The organism is Pseudomonas sp. SJZ077, from assembly GCF_007993905.1.
GTDB classification, from domain to species: domain Bacteria; phylum Pseudomonadota; class Gammaproteobacteria; order Pseudomonadales; family Pseudomonadaceae; genus Aquipseudomonas; species Aquipseudomonas mandelii.
Genome location: NZ_VIUJ01000029.1, coordinates 51632 through 65035, shown reverse-complemented (window position 1 = coordinate 65035; position 13404 = coordinate 51632). Strand labels below are relative to the sequence as shown.

Here is a 13404-nt window from a genome sequence, read left to right as displayed (position 1 = left end):
TCAGGCGCTTACCATTCTGCCGTTGGTAGACCCGCGATGCGCCTGAAGCTGCTGACCAATCTCAACACCCTCCTTTTAGTCGCCGTGTGCGTGGCCCTTGGCGCGACGCTCTGGTGGTCGCAAAAAGCCCTCGAACGCCCCTATCTGCTGATGGAGCGTTACCTCGGTTTGTCCCAGCAATTTCAAAATGAAGTGGCGCGCAACGTCGAGGATTATCTCGCCAGCGGCGATGCCCTGCGCCTGAGCAGCGCCAGCCAGGCCATCGACAGCCTGCAAAAGGAACTCGGTGAATTACCGCCAGCCCTGGCCGACACCTTGCGTCCGAGCCTGTCGAACCTGAGTGAATTCAGCAAGACCGACCTGCTGGCTGCCGGCAAACTTGCCGGGGACCCTCAAGCCTTGCTGCTGCAAGCTGAACGTGAACTCGGCGCCAGCCTCGATCAGCTCAGCCAATACGCCAGCGGGAACGCAGCGTACCTCGCGCCCTTGCTCGCCGCGTCCCAGCACCTGGGCAAACTGTCGCTGGCGCGGGACAAACTGGTCAGCAGCGGTCGCAGTGAACTGGCCGCCGATGTCGAACGCGAAGTCGCCAGCATTCGTGCGCAGGCTGAGCTGATAGGCGCCTTGCCGCTGCTCGGGGTGGCCGCCAGCAGCGAATCCGGCACCGATGATTTCGCCGCAATGATGGGGCTGGAGAACACCGAAAAAACCGTCGCCGAAGATGCCGGTGTCGCCCTCAAACGGGAACTCAACAGCTTGCTGACGCGTTACCCCGCTGAACTGGCGCGCACTCGCGAGCAAATCCAGAAACGCACCGACCTCAGCACCGCGACGCACCTGAAGATCGCCGACGTACAGCAGGCCATTGCCGGACTGGAGCCGGTGGTCCGCGCCCAGCACGGGCAGATCCAGGGCGAAGTACGCTTGATGCAAGGCGTGATGATCGGCCTGATTCTGCTGATCGCCTTGTTGATCGACACCTTGCAACGCAAGCTGGCCCGGACACTGACCAACCTCGCCCCGGCCCTGTCGACCTGGGCCGAAGGCGACTTCAGCCAGGAAATTCAATTGGGCAAGACCAATCGCGAACTGCATGACATTGAAGCCTCGCTCAACCGCTTGCGCGCATACCTGGCGGACCTGGTCGGGACTATTCGTCTCAATGCCGAGCAGGTCGCCGGCAGTAGCCGCACTTTGGCCGAGTTGAGCAACGACCTGCACAGAGGTGCCGAACATCAGGCCGGCGACACCGCGCTGATCCGCGATTCTCTCGGCGAACTGGAAGCAACGATCCAACAAGTTGCTGGCGATGCCAGCCAGGCCGCCGACGCCAGTCGTCATGCCGGAATCGCGGTCGAGCATGGCCAGAAAGTTATCGGTCTGAGCCTCACCGGCCTGCATGCGCTGGTGGGTGAAGTGCAAGGCAATGCGCAGATGATCGAACACCTGGCAGAAGAATCGGCGACCATCGGCGGCGTGCTGACGGTCATCCGCTCGATTGCCGACCAGACCAACCTGCTGGCCCTGAACGCCGCCATCGAAGCCGCCCGCGCCGGGGAAATGGGTCGTGGGTTTGCGGTGGTGGCGGAAGAGGTTCGCTCGTTGGCGCAACGCACGGCCGGGGCCACCGCAGAGATCCAGACCTTGATCGCCGGCCTGCAAACCGCCGCGCGGCAATCGGTGGAAGGCATGCGCGCCCAGGTCGAACACGCCGAAGCCACGGCCAATCAGGCTCAGGCTGCCGACGGTGCATTGGATAAAATCGTCGGGGCGATCCAGACCATTTCCGACACCGCCGTGCGCATTGCCGATGTCACTGCGCAGCAGAGTGGTGCGGTCAGTGAGATCCGTGATCACAGTGAGCGAATTCACCAATTGGGTGGGGATAATTTGTTGCGCATTGGCGAGGGGCGCGTGCAAGGGGAGAACCTGCTGGTGTTGGGCGCACGCTTGCATACCGCCGTTCAAGCCTTCCGCGTCTGATAGACCGCCATGCCCCGCAGGAGCGAGGCTTGCCCGCGAACCATACGATGCGGTCATTCAGGCAAACCGCGCAATCGCTCTTCGCGGGCCAGCCTCGCGCCTACAGGGGCGGGGCAATCCGCGCGACTGTCCGCTATCATGCCCCCAATTCCGATACGCGAGATTGTCATGCGCCGTTTGCTCTGCCTGCTGCTTTTAGTGCTCGCCCTGCCGGCAAACGCCGCCGGGTTGCTGGAGAGTCGACCCAGTTCCACCTTGGGCTCGATCAACAACAGTGCCGACTTCCTGCCGGTGCGCGAGGCATTTCAGCTGAGCCTGGTCGACAGCACGCCGCAATCGATCAAGCTGCGTTTTGTCGCCACCGACGGTTACTACCTTTATCGGCACCGCTTTCAGTTTCGCGCCGAACCGGCCGAAGTTGGCCTTGGCTCGGCGCAATTGCCCAAGGGCGAACAAAAGCACGATGAGTACTTTGGCGACGTCGAGGTCTATCACGGCGTGCTCGACGTCGAAGTGCCGCGCACCGATCCCCGCGCCTTCACGCTGGCCGTGACCTATCAGGGCTGCGCCGACAAAGGCCTGTGTTATCCGCCTGAAACCGAACGACTGAACATAGATGGCATTGGCGCAACGACGCCCGCCACGGCCCAGAGCTGGAGCTGGCGCGAGCTCGCCTTGTTCTTCCTTGCGGGTCTGGGCCTGACCTTCACCCCGTGTGTACTGCCGATGCTGCCAATCCTCTCCGGCGTGGTGTTGCGCGGCCAGATCGGTGGGTTGCGCGGTTTCAATCTGTCGCTCGCGTATGTACTGCCCATGGCCGCCTGCTTCGCCCTGCTGGGTGCGTTGATGGGAATGTTCGGCGCCCAGCTCAACCTTCAGGCGCGTCTGCAATCGGCGTGGGTGCTGGTGCCGTTCGCGATGTTTTTTGCGGTATTTGCCCTCGCGATGTTTGGCGTGTTCGAACTCAAGCTGCCACATGCCATCAGCAGTCGCCTGGACCGGATCGCCGGGCGTACCGAAGGCGGTTCGTTATGGGGCGCCGCGGTCCTGGGCGTGGTGTCCAGCCTGCTGGTGTCGCCCTGCGTGTCGGCGCCGCTGGCCGGTGCATTGCTTTATATCAGCGCCAGCGGCGATGCACTGGGGGGAGGCTTGAAACTGTTCATGCTCGGCCTCGGCATGGGGGCGCCGTTGTTACTCGTGGCCACCGGCGGCGCAGCCTGGCTGCCGAAAAGCGGGCCGTGGCTGGTCTATGTAAAAAATGCCATTGGCGTGTTGTTGCTGGGATTGGCAATCGGGCTGGTCAGTCGCGTATTGCCGGGGCAAATCACCTTGCTGCTGATCGGTTTGCTGGCCGGTGGCGTCGGTTTGTTCATGGGCGCGCTGGAATTCGTCTACAAACCGCCACGAAAACGCCTCGGCCAACTGCTCGGGATGTTTCTGCTGTTTTACGCACTGGCCTGTTGGTTCGGGGCGTTCAGCGGGCAGACCGACCCGTTCAACCCGATTGGCCAACCGCGCATCATTGCCGGCACCGAACAGCCGCAAAACACCAGCGCCTGGCAAACCATCAGCACTCCGGCAGACCTGGATCGCGTCCTAGCCGAGGCCAAATCCGCCAACACCCCGCTGCTGCTCGACTGGTACGCCGACTGGTGCATCAGCTGCAAAGTCATCGAACGCGAAGTGCTCAACGACGCCACCGTCATCGAACGCCTGAAAGGCTATCGCCTCGTGCGTTTCGATATCACTGCCAGCAACGCCGAACAACGTGCCCTGCTTGATCGCTACAAACTGTTCGGCCCTCCGGCCCTGATGTTTTTCGGCAAGGACGGTGTCGAACGCGCCGATGTGCGAGTGATCGGCGAGATCAGCGCGACAGACTTCGCCGAACGTGTTGCGAAAGCAAATGACCGGATTTAACAGGCCGGTCACATATTTCGCGCAAACATCGGCCATCGTGCTGGCTTTTGCATAGAACTGGACAGTCACAAAGGCTTTGCGGCATAGTCGCCGGGTTCTGACAACTGCACACAGATAACAAGGAACAGCAGATGGCGACGCTATTGGTTCTGCACGGACCCAACCTGAACTTGCTCGGCACCCGCGAACCGGGCACCTATGGCGCTACGACACTGGCGCAGATCAACCAGGACCTGGAACGCCGTGCTCGTGAAGCCGGCCATCATCTGCTGTACCTGCAAAGCAACGCCGAGTACGAATTGATTGACCGCATCCACGCCGCAAAAGGCGAAGGTGTGGACTTCATTCTGATCAACCCAGCAGCTTTTACGCACACAAGTGTCGCATTACGTGACGCGCTGCTGGCGGTGAGCATCCCATTCATCGAAGTGCATTTGTCTAACGTGCACAAACGCGAACCTTTCCGCCATCACTCTTACTTCTCCGACGTAGCGGTGGGAGTGATCTGCGGCCTTGGCGCCAGCGGTTATCGACTGGCCCTGGAGGCCGCCCTGGAACAGCTTGAACAACAAGCTATACGCCCCTGACCGACCCTTGGGAGTTGATGATTCATGGATATCCGTAAAGTTAAGAAACTGATCGAACTGCTGGAAGAGTCCGGCATCGACGAGCTCGAGATCAAGGAAGGCGAAGAGTCCGTACGCATCAGCCGTCATAGCAAGACCCCGGCTCAGCAGTTCTACGCACCGGCTCCGATGCATGCACAGGCGCCTGCGCCAGTGGCTGCTGCTCCGGTTGCCGCTGCAGCGCCTGCGGCTCCCGTCGCGCCAGTGTTGAACGGCACCGTTGCCCGTTCGCCGATGGTCGGCACCTTCTATCGCAAATCTTCGCCAAGCTCGCCGTCCTTCGTTGAAGTCGGCCAGACCGTGAAGAAAGGCGACACTCTGTGCATCGTCGAAGCCATGAAGATGATGAACCACATCGAAGCTGAAACCAGCGGTGTGATCGAATCCATCCTCGTCGAAGACGGCCAGCCGGTTGAGTACGACCAACCGCTGTTCACCATCGTTTGAAACGCGGAGAAACTTTGATGACTGCGAAGTTGGAAAAAGTTCTGATCGCCAACCGCGGTGAGATTGCCCTGCGGATCCTGCGTGCCTGCAAAGAGATGGGCATCAAGACTGTCGCCGTTTACTCCAAGGCCGACAAAGAGCTGATGCACCTGGGCCTGGCAGACGAATCCGTCTGCATCGGTCCGGCCTCGGCCGCCCACTCTTACCTGCACATTCCGGCCATCATCGCCGCGGCCGAAGTGACCGGCGCCACCGCCATTCACCCAGGCTACGGTTTCCTTGCGGAAAACGCTGATTTCGCTGAACAGGTCGAGAACTCCGGCTTCGCGTTCATTGGCCCGAAAGCCGACACCATTCGCCTGATGGGCGACAAGGTATCGGCCAAGCACGCCATGATCGCTGCTGGCGTTCCAACCGTTCCGGGGTCCGACGGCCCGTTGCCTGAAGACGAAGAAACCGCTTTGCGCATCGGTCGCGAAGTCGGTTACCCGGTGATCATCAAAGCCGCTGGCGGCGGTGGTGGTCGCGGCATGCGCGTTGTGCATAAAGAAGAAGACCTGATCTCCTTCGCCAAACTGACCCGCACCGAAGCAGGCGCGGCGTTCGGTAACCCGATGGTCTATCTGGAAAAATTCCTGACTAACCCACGTCACGTGGAAGTCCAGGTGCTTTCCGACGGCCAGGGTCACGCCATCCATCTGGGCGACCGCGATTGCTCGCTGCAACGTCGTCACCAGAAGGTTCTCGAAGAAGCGCCGGCACCGGGCATCGATGAGAAGGCACGGGCTGAAGTCCTCGCACGCTGCGTCAAGGCTTGCATCGACATCAACTACCGTGGCGCGGGTACTTTCGAGTTCCTGTACGAGAACGGCGCGTTCTATTTCATCGAAATGAACACCCGCGTTCAGGTTGAGCACCCGGTTTCGGAAATGGTCACTGGTATCGACATCGTCAAGGAGATGCTCAGCATCGCCGCTGGCAACAAGCTGTCGTACACCCAGGAAGACGTGGTTATCCGCGGCCATGCCCTGGAATGCCGGATCAACGCCGAAGACCCGAAAACCTTCATGCCGAGCCCAGGCACGGTCAAGCATTTCCACGCTCCAGGCGGCAACGGCGTTCGCGTCGATTCGCACCTGTACAGCGGTTATGCCGTTCCGCCGAACTACGATTCGTTGATCGGCAAGCTGATCACCTACGGCGCAACCCGTGACGAAGCATTGGCGCGCATGCGCAATGCGCTGGACGAAATCGTTGTCGACGGGATCAAGACCAACATCCCGCTGCACCGCGACCTGGTCCGCGATGAAGGCTTCTGCAAAGGTGGTATCAACATCCACTACCTGGAACACAAGCTGGCTGGCGACAAGCATTAAGCTTTAGCCCGTCCAACAAAGCCGCCTTCGGGCGGCTTTGTTGTTTCTGGAGGTTACAACTCCTGTAGGAGCGAGGTTTGCCCGCAAACCATACGCCGAGGTATTGCAGACTCACCGCGTCACCGCGTCATCGCGCTTCGCGGGCAAGCCTCGCTCCTACAAACTGCATACCAGTGTCGGCCTTGTCGTCTTCTGCCGCGCGCTCGCGTAAACTTGCGCGCTTCTCGCAGCCCGCTAGGCTGCAATCAATATTTTTCAAAGGTGCCCGCCATGCCTTGGCTGCAAGTCCGTCTCGCCATCAGCCCAGAACAAGCCGAAACCTACGAAGACGCTTTCCTTGAAGTGGGCGCCGTGTCGGTGACGTTCATGGACGCCGAAGATCAGCCGATCTTCGAACCTGAACTCAACACCACGCCGCTATGGTCGCACACTCATCTGCTGGCCCTGTTCGAAGGCGGCACTGAAGCGGCCAGTGTGCTGGCTCATCTTGAGTTGCTGACCGGCAGCCCGCTGCCCGAGCATCACAGCGAAGTCATCGAAGACCAGGACTGGGAACGCAGCTGGATGGACGACTTCCAGCCAATGCGCTTCGGTCAACGCCTGTGGATCGTCCCAAGCTGGCACGCTGCCCCTGAACCCGACGCTGTGAACATTCTGCTCGACCCGGGCCTGGCGTTCGGCACCGGCACCCACCCGACCACTGCACTGTGCCTGGAATGGCTCGATGGTCAGGACCTCAAGGACTGCCACGTCCTCGACTTCGGTTGCGGCTCGGGGATTTTGGCGATTGCCGCCCTGCTGCTGGGCGCCAAGGAAGCCGTCGGCACCGACATCGACGTGCAGGCGCTGGAAGCTTCCCGCGACAACGCCGGGCGCAACAATATTGCCGACGCGCTCTTCCCGCTGTACCTGCCGGAAGATCTGCCACAGGTTCAAGCCGATGTGCTGGTGGCCAACATTCTGGCCGGACCGCTGGTGTCCCTGGCGCCGCAATTGTCCAGCCTGGTCAAGCCTGGCGGTCGTCTGGCGTTGTCGGGCATCCTCGCCGAGCAAGGCGAAGAAGTCGCCAAAGCCTACGCTCAAGATTTCGATCTGGACCCGATCGCCAATCGCGATGGCTGGGTGCGCATCACTGGCCGTCGGCGCTAGAATGAACGCCTGCATAAACCGGATCGCCGCATGACCGACAGCTTCGTCACCCAGTGCCCGCATTGCCAAACCAGCTTCCGCGTCAGCCATGCTCAATTGAGCGTGGCCCGTGGAGTGGTTCGTTGCGGCTCGTGCTTGCAGGTGTTCAACGCCGCCAAGCAGCTGCTTGAGCAACGGGGCGCCAAGGAAACTGTCCAACCGGTAGCCCCGGCCATTGTCGAACCGTCGGTACAGCGCGCCATCAGCCAAAAGCAATGGTCCGCCGCCGAAATGGATCTGGACAGCCTGGACCTGGACGAAGAACTCGCCCGGCTCGAACAGCGGGAAATCCAGCCCACCACGGAATTCGGCCAGCACCGCGAAAACGGTCTCAGTGCTCGCCGCGACTCTGTCGAGCACGACGATGAACCCTGGTCCGACAGCCTCTTCAGCGAATCGGCGGCCGATCGTGCCCAGGCGGTCGAAGCCGAACCACGGGAAACGCAGCCAGTACCGAGCAAGCACTCGCGCACCGAACCGTCATTCTCGCTGGAACCGGTTGATCTGGACGACGAACCCCAGGTGCCGCAACTGCGCCTGAATGATCCGCTCGACACGCCCCTGCACCATGATCGCCTGTCGGCAACCGATGCACCTGACGACGACCTGCCCCCGATTGCCCCTCTGCGCAAGCGACACGAACGCAGCGAGTCGACCGAACGTGCCGACGCCCTGCAGGACCTGACCGACGATCCGCTGCAACTGGATTGGCAAAAACGTCGCTCCCCCTGGGGCCGACGGCTTTTCTGGCTGCTGCTGGTCCTGATCGGTGCCGGTGCCCTCGCCGGCCAATACATCGCTTACCAGTTCGACGAACTGGCGCGCCAGGATCAATACCGTCCATGGTTCCAACAACTGTGCCCGCAAGTCGGCTGCACGGTGCCATCGAAAGTTGATATCGCGAAAATCAAAAGCAGCAACCTGGTGGTCCGCAGTCACCCTGAGTTCAACGGTGCACTGGTGGTCGATGCGATCATTTACAACCGCGCGCCCTTCTCCCAGCCCTTCCCGCTGCTGGAACTGCGCTTCGCCGACCTTAACGGCCACCTGATCGCCAGCCGGCGCTTCAAACCCGGCGAGTACCTCAACGGCGACCTCGAAGGCCTGGCAGAGATGCCGCCGCAAACGCCGATCCACATCGCACTGGATATCCTCGATCCAGGCTCCAAAGCGGTGAATTACAGCCTGAGCTTTCATTCGCCCGAGTGAAACGCTTCAGTGTTACGGCATTGACGGCATATTTCTGACTTTGACCGCTCATACCAAACCGCTGGCGATAACAGAATTACTGTTCAGATTTTGTTCAATTCAGCCTTTATCCAGTCATCGAGAGCGGGTATCATGCCAACCCTTTTTCGAACTCTCATGATCCGGCCCCACAACAGGGAAGTCCTATGTCGGCGGTACGCATCGGTCCATATACATTGCACAACGGCTTGATCCTCGCCCCCATGGCGGGCGTCACCGACCAGCCCTTTCGTCAGCTGTGCAAGCGACTGGGCGCAGGGCTTGTAGTCTCGGAAATGGTCACCAGCGACATGAGCTTGTGGAACACCCGCAAATCGCGGATGCGCATGATCCACGAAGGTGATCCCGAGCCCCGCTCGGTCCAGATCGCCGGGGGTGATGCACAGATGCTGGCGGATGCGGCCCGGGCCAACGTCGAACTGGGCGCACAGATTATTGACATCAACATGGGCTGTCCGGCGAAGAAGGTCTGCAACAAGGCCGCCGGTTCCGCGCTGTTGAAGGATGAAGCATTGGTGACCGAGATCCTGCAAGCCGTCGTGGCTGCGGTTGATGTGCCGGTCACCTTGAAGATCCGCACCGGCTGGGACCGGGACAACAAGAACGGTCTGACGGTGGCGAAGATCGCCGAGCAAGCGGGCATTACGGCGTTGGCGGTCCATGGCCGTACCCGTGCCGACCTGTACACCGGTGAAGCCGAGTACGACACCATTGCCGCGATCAAGCAGGCGGTGTCGATGCCGGTCTTTGCCAACGGCGACATCGATTCACCCGAGAAGGCCCGGTACGTGCTCGATGCGACCGGTGCCGATGGCCTGCTGGTAGGCCGGGCCGCCCAGGGGCGGCCGTGGATTTTTCGTGAGATCGATCATTTCCTGCGTACTGGCGAAAAACTCCCGGCGCTGGAATTGATCGAGGTGGAACGCATTCTGCTAGAGCATCTGGCTGCACTGCACGTCTTCTATGGAGACGTGATGGGCGTCCGTATCGCTCGAAAGCATGTGGGCTGGTATCTCGCAACCTTGCCGGGCGCCAGGGAGTTTCGCGCCCACTTCAATCGTTTGGAAGATACGGAAGCACAATGCGCCAACGTTCAGGGCTTCTTCGCCGAACGTTACAAGAGCCTGACAGGGGACGGAGAAGGGGTGGCCGCATGACGATGATGACCGAGACTTTAGTGAGTGGAACAACACCCGTGAGCGACAACGTGAATTTGAAACAGCACCTCAATACGCCGAGCGAAGAAGGTCAGACCCTTCGCGGGAGTGTCGAGAAGGCGCTGCACAATTATTTCGCCCACCTTGAGGGCGCTGCCGTCACGGATGTGTACAACCTGGTGCTCTCCGAAGTCGAGGCGCCCCTGCTCGAGTGCGTGATGAACTACGTCAAGGGCAACCAGACCAAGGCCAGCGAGCTGCTCGGGTTGAACCGAGGCACGCTGCGCAAGAAACTCAAGCAGTACGATTTGCTGTAAGCATTCAATCAAACCAGAAAGGCGCCCGCGTAAAAACGGTCGCCTTTTTGCTGACTCCTTTGCTTTTGATGGAAATTGAAATGACCGACCAGACTACCCGCCTGCCGATCCGCCGCGCCTTGATCAGCGTTTCCGACAAGACCGGGATCCTCGAATTCGCCAAAGAGCTTGAAGCCCTGGGCGTCGAGATCCTCTCCACCGGCGGAACGTTCAAGCTGCTGCGCGACAACGGTGTTGCCGCAGTGGAAGTCGCGGACTACACCGGTTTCGCAGAAATGATGGACGGTCGGGTGAAAACCCTGCACCCGAAAATCCACGGCGGGATCCTCGGTCGTCGTGGTATCGACGACGCCATCATGAACGAGCACGGCATCAAGCCGATCGACCTGGTCGCGGTCAACCTGTACCCGTTCGAGGCCACCATCAACAAGCCAGGCTGCGACCTGCCGACCGCCATCGAAAACATCGACATCGGCGGCCCGACCATGGTCCGCTCGGCGGCAAAAAACCATAAAGACGTGGCCATCGTGGTCAATGCCAGCGACTACGCCAGCGTCCTTGAAGGCCTCAAGGCTGGCGGCCTGACCTATGCTCAGCGTTTCGACCTGATGCTCAAGGCCTTCGAACACACCGCGGCCTACGACGGCATGATCGCCAACTACATGGGCACCGTGAACCAGGCCGCTGACACCCTCTCGACCTCCGGTCGCAGCGAGTTCCCGCGCACCTTCAACAGCCAGTTCGTCAAGGCTCAGGAAATGCGCTACGGCGAGAACCCGCACCAGAGCGCGGCGTTCTACGTGGAAGCCAAGCCTGCCGAAGTCGGTATCGCCACCGCGACCCAACTGCAGGGCAAAGAGCTGTCGTACAACAACGTGGCCGACACCGACGCCGCGCTGGAATGCGTGAAAAGCTTCGTCAAGCCGGCTTGCGTGATCGTCAAGCACGCCAATCCGTGCGGCGTTGCGGTCAGCCCGGACGCAGAAGGCGGTATCCGTCAGGCTTACGAACTGGCTTACGCCACCGACACCGAGTCGGCGTTCGGCGGCATCATCGCCTTCAACCGCGAGCTGGATGCTGAAACCGCCAAGGCCATCGTCGAGCGTCAGTTCGTCGAAGTGATCATCGCCCCTAGCGTCAGCGAAGAAGCCCGCGCCATCGTGGCGGCCAAAGCCAATGTGCGCCTGCTGGCCTGCGGCGAGTGGTCGGCTGATCGCGCCGCTGCCTGGGACTACAAACGCGTCAACGGCGGTTTGCTGGTACAGAGCCGCGACATCGGCATGATCAGCGCCGACGACCTGAAAGTCGTGACCAAGCGTGCCCCGACCGAGCAGGAAATCAACGACCTGATCTTCGCCTGGAAAGTCGCCAAATACGTTAAATCCAACGCCATTGTCTACGCCAAGAACCGTCAGACCATCGGCGTCGGCGCTGGCCAGATGAGCCGCGTGAACTCCGCCCGTATCGCCGCGATCAAGGCTGAACATGCCGGTTTGCAGGTGGCAGGCTCGGTGATGGCCTCCGATGCGTTCTTCCCGTTCCGCGACGGCCTGGACAACGCGGCCAAGGTCGGCATCACCGCGGTGATCCAGCCGGGTGGCTCGATGCGTGATGCGGAAGTGATTGCCGCTGCTGATGAAGCCGGCATCGCCATGGTCTTCACCGGCATGCGCCACTTCCGTCACTGATCCAACCTGATCGAAATGTGGGAGCGAGCCTGCTCGCGAAGAGGGCGGCACATTCAGCATCGATGTGACTGACACACCGCTTTCGCGAGCAGGCTCGCTCCCACATAAAGCGCTCCAGCAGCGCCTTACAGAATTTGAGGTTTTTGAAATGAATGTTTTGATCATTGGCAGCGGTGGCCGTGAACACGCCCTGGCCTGGAAAGTGGCTCAGGATCCGCGTGTGCAGAAAGTATTCGTTGCCCCGGGCAACGCGGGCACCGCCATTGAAGCCAAGTGCGAGAACGTCGCTATCGACGTGCTCGCCCTCGAGCAGCTTGCAGATTTCGCGGAGAAAAACGTTTCCCTCACCATCGTTGGCCCGGAAGTGCCGCTGGTCGCTGGCGTCGTCGACCTGTTCCGCTCCCGTGGCCTGGATTGCTTCGGCCCTACGGCCGGTGCGGCCCAGCTGGAAGGTTCGAAAGCCTTTACCAAGGATTTCCTGGCTCGCCACAAGATCCCGACCGCCGATTACCAGAACTTCACCGAGATCGAGCCGGCCCTGGCTTATCTGCGTGAAAAAGGTGCGCCGATTGTGATCAAGGCCGATGGCCTGGCCGCCGGTAAAGGCGTGATCGTTGCCATGACCCAGGCCGAAGCGGAAGACGCCGTGCGCGACATGCTCGCGGGCAACGCATTCGGCGACGCCGGCTCGCGCGTTGTGATCGAAGAGTTCCTGGACGGCGAAGAAGCCAGCTTCATCGTCATGGTCGACGGCAAGAATGTACTGCCGATGGCCACCAGCCAGGACCACAAACGCGTCGGCGACGGCGACACCGGCCCGAACACCGGCGGCATGGGCGCCTACTCCCCTGCCCCGGTCGTGACCGCTGAAGTCCACAAGCGCGTCATGGACCTGGTGATCTGGCCGACCGTGCGCGGCATGGCCGATGAAGGCAACGTCTACACCGGTTTCCTGTATGCCGGCCTGATGATCGACAAGGCTGGTAACCCAAAAGTTATCGAGTTCAACTGCCGTTTCGGTGATCCTGAGACCCAACCGGTGATGCTGCGTTTGCAGTCGAGCCTGGTGTTGCTGGTCGAAGCGGCCCTGGCGCAAGCCCTGGACAAGGTCGAAGCGCAATGGGATCCACGTCCGAGCGTCGGCATCGTGCTGGCGGCTGGCGGCTATCCTGGCGACTACGCTAAAGGCGTCGCCATCAACGGCCTGGATGCAGCCGCCGCACTGGAAGGCAAAGTCTTCCACGCCGGCACTGCGCTCAAGGACGGTCAAGTGGTGACCGCCGGTGGTCGTGTGCTTTGCGCTACCGCCATGGGCGCCAGCGTTGATGCTGCCCAGCAACAGGCTTACAAACTGGCGGCAAAGATTGATTGGGAAGGCTGTTTCTATCGCAAGGACATTGGTTACCGTGCCATTGCCCGCGAACGTGGCGAAAATCAGGAATAAGCGATCCGTT

11 protein-coding genes are annotated in these 13404 nt (G+C 60.8%); all 11 read left to right on the top strand.

All coding sequences use genetic code 11. The features are described from left to right. Positions 1 to 36: 36 nt before the first annotated feature. Complete coding sequence (locus tag FBY01_RS29270; protein ID WP_145310637.1) at positions 37 to 1983, top strand: methyl-accepting chemotaxis protein; 1947 nt, start codon at positions 37 to 39, stop codon at positions 1981 to 1983. A gap of 168 nt (positions 1984 to 2151) precedes the next feature. Continuing rightward, complete coding sequence (locus tag FBY01_RS29265; protein WP_145310640.1) at positions 2152 to 3903, top strand: protein-disulfide reductase DsbD; 1752 nt, start codon at positions 2152 to 2154, stop codon at positions 3901 to 3903. A gap of 131 nt (positions 3904 to 4034) precedes the next feature. Continuing rightward, positions 4035 to 4490, top strand: coding sequence for a type II 3-dehydroquinate dehydratase (gene aroQ / locus FBY01_RS29260; protein ID WP_010463880.1), 456 nt, complete (start codon positions 4035 to 4037; stop codon positions 4488 to 4490). Between the two features lie 24 nt (positions 4491 to 4514). Continuing rightward, a complete protein-coding gene (accB, locus tag FBY01_RS29255; protein ID WP_010463882.1) occupies positions 4515 to 4976 on the top strand; it encodes an acetyl-CoA carboxylase biotin carboxyl carrier protein in 462 nt (153 codons plus the stop codon). Between the two features lie 17 nt (positions 4977 to 4993). Next, positions 4994 to 6352 carry an acetyl-CoA carboxylase biotin carboxylase subunit gene (accC, locus tag FBY01_RS29250; RefSeq protein ID WP_010463885.1) on the top strand — a complete coding sequence of 453 codons (1359 nt, stop codon included), beginning with the start codon at positions 4994 to 4996 and terminating at the stop codon, positions 6350 to 6352. Positions 6353 to 6622: 270 nt separating this feature from the next. Further along, positions 6623 to 7501, top strand: coding sequence for a 50S ribosomal protein L11 methyltransferase (gene prmA, locus FBY01_RS29245; protein ID WP_010463886.1), 879 nt, complete (start codon positions 6623 to 6625; stop codon positions 7499 to 7501). A 30-nt stretch (positions 7502 to 7531) separates the two neighbouring features. Beyond that, entirely contained in the window at positions 7532 to 8749 is a 1218-nt protein-coding gene (locus tag FBY01_RS29240) for a DUF3426 domain-containing protein (RefSeq protein ID WP_145310643.1), read from the top strand. 185 nt (positions 8750 to 8934) lie between these two features. Further along, a complete protein-coding gene (gene dusB, locus FBY01_RS29235) occupies positions 8935 to 9945 on the top strand; it encodes a tRNA dihydrouridine synthase DusB (RefSeq protein ID WP_010463890.1) in 1011 nt (336 codons plus the stop codon). Beyond that, on the top strand, positions 9942 to 10262 hold the full coding sequence (gene fis / locus FBY01_RS29230) for a DNA-binding transcriptional regulator Fis (RefSeq protein WP_007907419.1): 321 nt from the start codon (positions 9942 to 9944) through the stop codon (positions 10260 to 10262). The genes dusB and fis overlap by 4 nt, the downstream gene beginning before the upstream one ends. 80 nt (positions 10263 to 10342) lie before the next feature. After that, the gene (gene purH, locus FBY01_RS29225; RefSeq protein WP_145310646.1) at positions 10343 to 11950 is read left to right on the top strand and encodes a bifunctional phosphoribosylaminoimidazolecarboxamide formyltransferase/IMP cyclohydrolase; all 1608 of its coding nucleotides are present in this window, start codon (positions 10343 to 10345) and stop codon (positions 11948 to 11950) included. Between the two features lie 148 nt (positions 11951 to 12098). Next, positions 12099 to 13394 (top strand): phosphoribosylamine--glycine ligase, encoded by a 1296-nt coding sequence (gene purD / locus FBY01_RS29220; protein WP_010463897.1) that lies wholly within the window; start codon positions 12099 to 12101, stop codon positions 13392 to 13394. Positions 13395 to 13404: the final 10 nt, after the last annotated feature.

Excerpts from the sequence above, each read along its gene's own strand:
- FBY01_RS29270 (WP_145310637.1), top strand. The coding sequence starts at position 37 with ATGCGCCTGAAGCTGCTGACCAATCTCAACACCCTCCTTTTAGTCGCC.
- FBY01_RS29265 (WP_145310640.1), top strand. The coding sequence starts at position 2,152 with ATGCGCCGTTTGCTCTGCCTGCTGCTTTTAGTGCTCGCCCTGCCGGCA.
- aroQ (WP_010463880.1), top strand. The coding sequence starts at position 4,035 with ATGGCGACGCTATTGGTTCTGCACGGACCCAACCTGAACTTGCTCGGC.
- accB (WP_010463882.1), top strand. The coding sequence starts at position 4,515 with ATGGATATCCGTAAAGTTAAGAAACTGATCGAACTGCTGGAAGAGTCC.
- accC (WP_010463885.1), top strand. The coding sequence starts at position 4,994 with ATGACTGCGAAGTTGGAAAAAGTTCTGATCGCCAACCGCGGTGAGATT.
- prmA (WP_010463886.1), top strand. The coding sequence starts at position 6,623 with ATGCCTTGGCTGCAAGTCCGTCTCGCCATCAGCCCAGAACAAGCCGAA.
- FBY01_RS29240 (WP_145310643.1), top strand. The coding sequence starts at position 7,532 with ATGACCGACAGCTTCGTCACCCAGTGCCCGCATTGCCAAACCAGCTTC.
- dusB (WP_010463890.1), top strand. The coding sequence starts at position 8,935 with ATGTCGGCGGTACGCATCGGTCCATATACATTGCACAACGGCTTGATC.
- fis (WP_007907419.1), top strand. The coding sequence starts at position 9,942 with ATGACGATGATGACCGAGACTTTAGTGAGTGGAACAACACCCGTGAGC.
- purH (WP_145310646.1), top strand. The coding sequence starts at position 10,343 with ATGACCGACCAGACTACCCGCCTGCCGATCCGCCGCGCCTTGATCAGC.
- purD (WP_010463897.1), top strand. The coding sequence starts at position 12,099 with ATGAATGTTTTGATCATTGGCAGCGGTGGCCGTGAACACGCCCTGGCC.